The organism is Aeromonas sp. MR7 (assembly GCF_963899385.1).
Lineage (GTDB): Bacteria > Pseudomonadota > Gammaproteobacteria > Enterobacterales > Aeromonadaceae > Aeromonas > Aeromonas bestiarum.
Genome location: NZ_CAWQXH010000014.1, coordinates 23,965 through 30,891, shown reverse-complemented (window position 1 = coordinate 30,891; position 6,927 = coordinate 23,965). Strand labels below are relative to the sequence as shown.

The following is a 6,927-nucleotide window of genomic DNA, read 5'->3' as shown; positions in this document are numbered from 1 at the left end:
GTACCTATGAGTGATGAGTTTTTTTTTTTTCAAAGAGAAAGCCGGAATACGAGATGAAGAGAGGTCTGGGGGGCGGGGAGTTGTGTAAAAGAGACAGCAAAAAAAAAGCCCCGCCAGTGGCGGGTCTTTTTTTATCGACGAATGAAGCGGACGAACCCGCTGGTTCAGCCCTTTTGCACCAAACCTATCTGGCCCGGCTCGCACCACTCGAACATCACCTCCTGGCTCTTGCCGCAGCAGCTGCCGCCGCACACCTGGGTCTCCCGCTTGGCGACCCGGCCCTTGCGCATCCAGACACCGAGCATGGCCTCCACCGCATCTTCCGAGGTGCGGAAGTGGCGCGCCAGATCCCGCCGGCTCACCTTCTGTTGTGCGGCGAGATAGGCGCCGAGCTCCCGCAGGATCACAGGGCCACCACCTTGCGGGCGACTATGTCGCCGTGACGACGGCCCAGCCACCAGAGCAGCAGCAGGGAGAGGCCATAGCTGCCGATCCAGAGCAGGCTCTGCTCGGGGTGGGCGGCAAAGGTGGCCGCCTGATAGAAGACGGTGGCGCACAGGAAGGCCGTGTAGTTGCACCAGGCGGCGGTCAGCAGCGCCCACTGGCGACCGGTTTCCCGTACCAGGGCACCCATGGCGGCGGCGCACGGCATGTAGAGCAGCACGAACAGCAGGTAGGCAAAGGCACCGGCGGCACCGTCGAAGTGGGTCTGCATGTTGCCGTAGGTGGAGACATCTACCTCCTGCGCCTCGGCGGCGGCCTGCTGGTCATCCAGATTGCCGACCTGGATCCCCATGGGATCGGACGGGTCTATATCGGCCAGGTTGGTGGCAACGGCGGCGATGGCCTCGTTGAAGCTGGCAAGCAGGGAGAATTCCTTCTCCTCCTCATCCCCGTTGCTGCCGGCGTAGAGGCTGTTGAGAGTACCCACTACCGCCTCTTTCGCGAAGATACCGGTGACGATACCGACCGTGGCCTGCCAGTTGTCATCGCGCACACCTATGGGATGCAGCACTGGGGTTACGGCCTGGCTGATCTTGCTCAGCACCGAGCTCTCCTGATCCTGGTGGCCGAAGCTGCCATCCGTGCCCAGCGAGTTGAGCACGCTCAGCACGGCGACCACCAGCACTATGGTTTTACCGGCGCCGAACACGAAGGATTTGAGCTTCTGCCAGGTCTTGATCCCCACGTTGATGGGGCGCGGCCACTCGTAATCGGGCATCTCCATCAGCATGGATTCGCTCTTGCCCGGCAGCAGTGTGCTGCGCAGCAGCAAGCCGGTGAGCACGGCCACCAGAATGCCGATGAGGTAGAGACCGAACACCAGGTTCTGACCCGATTCGGGGAAGAAGGCCACCGCAAACAGGGCGTAGACCGGCAGGCGGGCACCGCACGACATGAAGGGGGCCATGGCCGAGGTCATCAGCCGCTCCCGCTCCGAGTTGAGGGTGCGGGTCGCCATCACCGACGGCACGGTACAGCCAAAGCCCATCAGCATGGGCACGAATGCCTTGCCCGGCAGACCGAGGCGACGCATCAGGGCATCCACCACGAAGGCGGCACGGGCCAGATAGCCTGAGCTCTCCAGCACGGCCAGGAACAGGTAGAGGCAGCCGATCACCGGGATAAAGGTGGCAACGGTCTGCAAGCCGACCCCGAAGCCATCCGCCAGTATGGCCCCCAGCCAGTCCGGGGCATTGATCAGCCCCAGCAGGTGGTGCACGCCATCCACGAACAGGGCGCCGCCCATGATGTCGAAGAAGTCGATGAAGGCGCTGCCCACCTTGATGGCGAACATGAACATCAGGTACATCACCAGCAGGAAGAAGGGGATGCCGACCCAGCGGTTGAGCAGCACCCGATCCAGCCATTCGCTCTGGGCTATGGTGAGCTTGCCCTTCTGCTGACACGCCTGGCTGGCCCACTGGTGAATGTGGCCATAGCGGATATCCGCCAGCTGCAGATCTATGTCCTGGGCATGATGGGCGCGAGCCACCACGTTGGCAGCGGCGGCCTGCTGGCCGGGTAGCAGGGTCTCCTGCATCACGGCATCCTCTTCCAGCAGGCGCAGGGCGCGGCCACGGGCGGTGAGGTGGTGCGGGGCGAGCAGGGTCTCCAGCTCCGCCAGATCTTTTTCAAGGTCAGTGCCGTAATCGAGCAGCAGCGCGGGCTGGGGCTGGCCGATGAACTGCTGGATCTGGAGCTTGAAGGCGGCGACCTGCTGACGGTTGTGGGCAGACAGGGCCACCACCGGGCAGCCGAGCGCCTTCGCCAGCAGGGCTTCATCTATGACCAGCCGCCGCTTTTGCAATATGTCCATTTTGTTGAGCACCACCACCATGGGCAATCCCAGCTCGCGCAGTTGCAGCGTGAGGTAAAGGGAGCGTTCCAGGTTGGCGGCATCGATGACGTTGAGCAGCAGATCAGGCTGCTGGCCCTGAACGAAGCGGCTGGCGATCTGCTCGTCCAGGCTCCCTTCCTGATTGGCCAAGCTATAGATGCCGGGCAGGTCCATCAGCTTGTAGTCGTGCCCCTGGGCGGAGAACTCACCCATTTTCTTGTCGACCGTGACGCCGCTCCAATTGCCCACCTGCTGGCGGGCACCGGTCAGGGCGTTGAACAGTGAGGTCTTGCCGCTATTGGGGTTGCCGACGGTTACCAGGGAATAATTCATACCGGTTCGACCTCGATTTGCAGGGCAAGGCTTTTTTGCATGGAGAGACAGATCCCCTGACACTGGATCTGGAGCGGATCACCCAGCGGTGCCGCGCGCAGGAAGATGACTTCGGTCTGAGGCAGCAAGCCCATCACCATCAGCTTGCGCCGCAGGGGACGGGTCAATTGATTCATGTTCTTGATGCGAGCACTCTGTCCCGGTGACAACTGCGCGAGTACCATGACTGACTCCTGAAGTTAAACAATAATAATTCGCTTTCACTCGGGGCATTATAATCCGTGTTTCCCGCGCTGATTTGAGTAAAATCAAACTCCGCTTAGCTAACTCACAAATAACTGCCATGAGTCACGACAACAACAGCCGCCTGGTTTACAGCACGGATGGCGGCATCATCAAGGAACAGACCCAGTCTCAATCCGCCTCTCCCTTTCCGCAGGATGGTACTGTGCGCATCCGGCGCGAGACCAAGGGGCGCAAGGGCGCCGGCGTCATCAGCATCCACGGCGTCCCGGCCGAACAACAGAAGGCCATCGCCACCCTGCTCAAGAAAAAGTGCGGTACCGGCGGCGGCCTGAAAGAGGGGATCATCGAGATCCAGGGGGATAAACGGGACCTGATCAAGGCTGAACTGGAGAAGGCCGGTTTCAGCGTCAAGCTGGTGGGTGGCTAACCCACTTGTCTGGTGGATGATTTTTCCCTAGAATGCCCGCTCCCATCGAGGGGGAGTAGTCTCGCAGCCGGACCCCAAACCGGTTTGCGACCCTGATCAACATGCTTGGTGCCAACTCACCATGGTCAGGGTGATCCATCTAATCCGTGGATTTGACAAGACCTTTGACGGGCCAGTGCCAATACCGGGGACGGATGGCGCAGGCTTGTCTCAGGTATAACAATTCCGTCCCCCGGTCATTTTTATGGAAGCCTTGTTAACCTCAACCCTGAGCGTGGCTATCGCCGAGATCGGCGACAAGACCCAGCTGCTGGCGTTGCTGCTCATCTGTCGTTTTCGCAAGCCCTGGCCCATCATAGCCGGCATGCTGGCGGCGACCCTGCTCAACCATGCCGGCGCCGCCTGGCTTGGCGAGTTCATCAGCCGTTGGCTGGATCCCAAGGTGATGACCTATCTGGTCGCCGGCTCCTTCATTGCCATGGCGGCCTGGATCCTGGTGCCGGACAAGATGGACGACGAGGAGAGCCCGCTCGACAAGTACGGCCCCTTCATGGCCACCTTCGTGCTGTTCTTCATCGCCGAGATAGGCGACAAGACCCAGATCGCCACCGTGCTGCTGGCAGCCAAATATGACTCGCTGGTGCAAGTCATCACAGGCACCACCCTCGGCATGATGCTGGCCAACGTGCCCGTGGTGCTGCTCGGCAAGCTGGGCGCCGACAAGTTGCCGCTCAAGGGGATCCGCATCGCCTGCGCCATCCTGTTTGTCGGCCTCGGGGTCAGCACCCTGATCTTCGCCTGACACCGGCCGGCCGGAAGGCGGCGAGGCAAGCGTGAGCACTTGCCTACCCCGCCCCGAGCCGGTATCCCTGTCGTGTCACCCCAAGCCAGCCCCGCCCCGCCTCTATTCAAACCGGCGGGGCTTTTTGTTGCCCGTGTGCGGCCGATGCCTGCGCTTTCCCCTGCCGGCTGTCGCACGTCCGCACACGGGGAGTGTCCCGCAGTGCCATGACAGTGGCATAATGCGGCAAACCTCATGGAGCATCCCATGCACTTCACCTCAAGACAGACGCTGCTCGACTGGGTCAGACGCGGACGCCTCGCCCAGGCACAACTGCCCGCCGCCCTCGCCCTGTGCGAGCTGCCCCCCGGCCCCGCCCGCTGGCAATGGTTGTTCGATCGCCTGCTGCTCTGGCTCGGCAGCCTCTGCCTGGGCGCCGGTCTGGTGTTCTTCGTCGCCTTCAACTGGCAGGAGCTGGGTCGGATCGAACGCCTCGCCCTGCTGGAGCTGCCCCTGCTCGCCATGCTGGTGCTGCTGTGGCGCAAGCCCCTGGCCGACACGCCCCGCCAGGCGCTGCTGCTGGCCGCCGCGCTCAATATCGGTGCCCTGCTGGCCCTGGTGGGCCAGACCTACCAGACCGGCGCCGACCCCTGGCAGCTGTTCGCCACCTGGGCCCTGATGCTGCTGCCGCTGGCGGCGCTCGGCATGAGCCCCTTGCTGTGGACCCTGAGCTGGCTGCTCGGCCAGCTGGCGCTGGTGCTCTACTGGCGACTCGGGCTGTTCAACTTCTTCTTTGCCTTTGATGAAGAGGGGCTGGGCTGGTGTCTGACCCTGCTCAATGCCGCCCTCTGGGGTCTGCTGTTGCTGGCACCGGCCCGCTGGCACTTGATGCCAAGCTGGCTGCCGGGTCTGGCCGCTGGCCTTGGCGTCACCCTGCTGGCGTTGCTGGCGCTGTTTGATGTCGCCTCCCCCTGGGTCTGGCCCGCCTGGATCGCATGGCTTGGCGCCGCCTATCTGCGCTGGCACCACAGATTCATCGCCGGGCTCGCCATGGGCTGCCTGAGCCTGATTGCCGTGATCCTGGCGGCCCTTGGCAAGTGGATGGAGCCCGACGTGGACGGCTTCCTGCTGCTGAGCCTGATTGCCATTGGCCTGTCGGTCGCGGCCAGCCGCTGGCTGCAACAGCAACGGAGGTCCCATGTATAAGCAAGGCATCTGGCAAGCCCGCCAAGAGGAGGCAACATGGCTGATCTGACCCCCTGGCAGCGGCTGCAACAGGCCGATCTGGTGGAAGGGGACGTCCCCAATGATACCCAGCCCCACTGGTCGAGCCGCTTCCTGCTCGGCATGGTGGGCTGGATCGCCGCCCTCTTCCTGCTGTTCTTCCTGTTCATGTCGTTCTCGCAGCTCACCCGGGATGCCAACAGCGCCCTGGTGATGGGCAGCGTGCTGATGGCCATCGCCTATGGCCTCAACCGCTTCGCCCAGCGCAGCGATCTGTGGGACCAGTTCGTGCTGGCACTGGCGCTGGCCGCCGATGCCTGGCTGCTCTATGGCCTCATCGATCAGATTGACCCGCACTCGGCGCCGCTCTGGCTGGGGCTGGCCCTGCTCTCGCTTGCCATCGCCGCCCTGTTCGAGCACTGGCTGATCCGGCTGTTCCACAGCTTCGCCGCCGCCATACTGCTCGCCCTTGGACTGGCTTGTCTCGGCCTGCAACTGCTGGCTCTGCCGCTGGTGATGGCGGCCGTCACCCTCTGCTGGCTGCAGGCGGAGCGTCAGCCCGTTCACCATCAACTCTACGAATCCCTCACCCTGGGACTGGCGCTCTCCCTGCTGGTGCTGGGGCGCCTGCACCATCCGCTGTGGGACGGGGGCGCCAACATGCTCGACGAGCTGGGCTACTCCCGCCTGCCGCTCTGGCTCAATCCCCTGCTCTGCGCCGCCCTGCTGCTCGGGGTCATGGTCCGGCTCAAGCTGCCACTGCTGTATGGGCTGCCGCTGGTGCTGATCAGCGCCCTCATCCCCGGCATGGGGGCTGGCGCCCTGGTGCTGGTGCTCGGCTTTTACGCCGGAAGCCTGGGGCTGATGACGCTGGCGGGCCTGCTGCTGCTCGGCTTTGGCTCCCTCTATTACTACGATCTGGGGCTGACCCTGATGACCAAATCCTGGCTGCTGCTGGGCTCGGGCGCCCTGCTGCTCGGCACCCGCCAGCTACTGAAAATGCTCAATGGGAGGACACCATCATGAGACGGCTTGGACTCCTGCTGACCGGCCTCGCCATACTGGCGGGCATCAACTTCACCGTCTGGCGTTACGAGCACGCCATCAGCAGCGGCGAGGTGGTGCTGCTCAGGCTGGCGCCGGTCGACCCCCGCTCCCTGATGCAGGGGGATTACATGCGGCTGAACTACGACATTGCCCGCCAGCTCGGCGCCCGTCCCGACAGCGAGCGCACCAATGGCAGCGATACCCTGGTGATCCGCCTTGACGGGCAGCAGGTGGCCAGTTGGGTGGCTGATGGCAAGCCCGCGCAACTGGCGCAGGATGAGCGGCTGTTGCAGGTGCGCCGAAGCGACAACCAGTGGCTGATCGGGCCCGATGCCTTCTTCTTCGAAGAGGGCACGGGGGAGCAGTATGATGCGGCGCGCTACGGCGAGTTTCGGCTGCAAGCAGATGGCAAGGCGCTGCTGGTCGGGCTGCGTGATGAGCAGTTCAAGCTGATGGGAACCAGCAGGGATCGTTGGTAAGTACTGGCAATCTCAGGCTTTTTTACCCACACTTGCACAAGAGAAACGC

General features: G+C 63.3%; 8 protein-coding genes. 5 read left to right on the top strand and 3 right to left on the bottom strand.

Annotated elements, in window-relative coordinates; translation table 11 throughout:
- Positions 1-164: 164 nt before the first annotated feature.
- The 3 genes from AACW87_RS11495 to AACW87_RS11485 are packed head-to-tail and all read right to left on the bottom strand — an operon-like array spanning position 165 to position 2,898.
- The gene (locus AACW87_RS11495; RefSeq protein ID WP_043140913.1) at positions 165-407 is read right to left on the bottom strand and encodes a FeoC-like transcriptional regulator; all 243 of its coding nucleotides are present in this window, start codon (positions 405-407) and stop codon (positions 165-167) included.
- The gene (gene feoB, locus AACW87_RS11490; RefSeq protein ID WP_241326784.1) at positions 404-2,674 is read right to left on the bottom strand and encodes a Fe(2+) transporter permease subunit FeoB; all 2,271 of its coding nucleotides are present in this window, start codon (positions 2,672-2,674) and stop codon (positions 404-406) included. The genes AACW87_RS11495 and feoB overlap by 4 nt, the downstream gene beginning before the upstream one ends.
- The gene (locus tag AACW87_RS11485; protein WP_042866070.1) at positions 2,671-2,898 is read right to left on the bottom strand and encodes a FeoA family protein; all 228 of its coding nucleotides are present in this window, start codon (positions 2,896-2,898) and stop codon (positions 2,671-2,673) included. The genes feoB and AACW87_RS11485 overlap by 4 nt, the downstream gene beginning before the upstream one ends.
- 119 nt (positions 2,899-3,017) lie before the next feature.
- Here AACW87_RS11485 and AACW87_RS11480 point away from each other — a divergent pair, with 119 nt between their 5' ends.
- The 5 genes from AACW87_RS11480 to AACW87_RS11460 all read left to right on the top strand — a co-directional run bounded on the left by AACW87_RS11480 (position 3,018) and on the right by AACW87_RS11460 (position 6,878).
- Positions 3,018-3,347 carry a translation initiation factor gene (locus tag AACW87_RS11480; RefSeq protein WP_042866069.1) on the top strand — a complete coding sequence of 110 codons (330 nt, stop codon included), beginning with the start codon at positions 3,018-3,020 and terminating at the stop codon, positions 3,345-3,347.
- 244 nt (positions 3,348-3,591) lie between these two features.
- A complete protein-coding gene (locus tag AACW87_RS11475; RefSeq protein ID WP_042866068.1) occupies positions 3,592-4,149 on the top strand; it encodes a TMEM165/GDT1 family protein in 558 nt (185 codons plus the stop codon).
- 246 nt (positions 4,150-4,395) lie between these two features.
- Positions 4,396-5,334 carry a DUF2157 domain-containing protein gene (locus AACW87_RS11470; protein ID WP_241326783.1) on the top strand — a complete coding sequence of 313 codons (939 nt, stop codon included), beginning with the start codon at positions 4,396-4,398 and terminating at the stop codon, positions 5,332-5,334.
- 36 nt (positions 5,335-5,370) lie between these two features.
- On the top strand, positions 5,371-6,378 hold the full coding sequence (locus AACW87_RS11465) for a DUF4401 domain-containing protein (protein WP_241326782.1): 1,008 nt from the start codon (positions 5,371-5,373) through the stop codon (positions 6,376-6,378).
- Positions 6,375-6,878, top strand: a complete 504-nt coding sequence (locus AACW87_RS11460; protein WP_241326781.1) for a GDYXXLXY domain-containing protein — start codon at positions 6,375-6,377, stop codon at positions 6,876-6,878. The genes AACW87_RS11465 and AACW87_RS11460 overlap by 4 nt, the downstream gene beginning before the upstream one ends.
- Positions 6,879-6,927 lie beyond the last annotated feature (49 nt).

Coding starts and splice junctions, on each gene's coding strand:
- feoB (WP_241326784.1), bottom strand. CDS start 2,674: ATGAATTATTCCCTGGTAACCGTCGGCAACCCCAATAGCGGCAAGACC.
- AACW87_RS11485 (WP_042866070.1), bottom strand. CDS start 2,898: ATGGTACTCGCGCAGTTGTCACCGGGACAGAGTGCTCGCATCAAGAAC.
- AACW87_RS11480 (WP_042866069.1), top strand. CDS start 3,018: ATGAGTCACGACAACAACAGCCGCCTGGTTTACAGCACGGATGGCGGC.
- AACW87_RS11475 (WP_042866068.1), top strand. CDS start 3,592: ATGGAAGCCTTGTTAACCTCAACCCTGAGCGTGGCTATCGCCGAGATC.
- AACW87_RS11470 (WP_241326783.1), top strand. CDS start 4,396: ATGCACTTCACCTCAAGACAGACGCTGCTCGACTGGGTCAGACGCGGA.
- AACW87_RS11465 (WP_241326782.1), top strand. CDS start 5,371: ATGGCTGATCTGACCCCCTGGCAGCGGCTGCAACAGGCCGATCTGGTG.
- AACW87_RS11460 (WP_241326781.1), top strand. CDS start 6,375: ATGAGACGGCTTGGACTCCTGCTGACCGGCCTCGCCATACTGGCGGGC.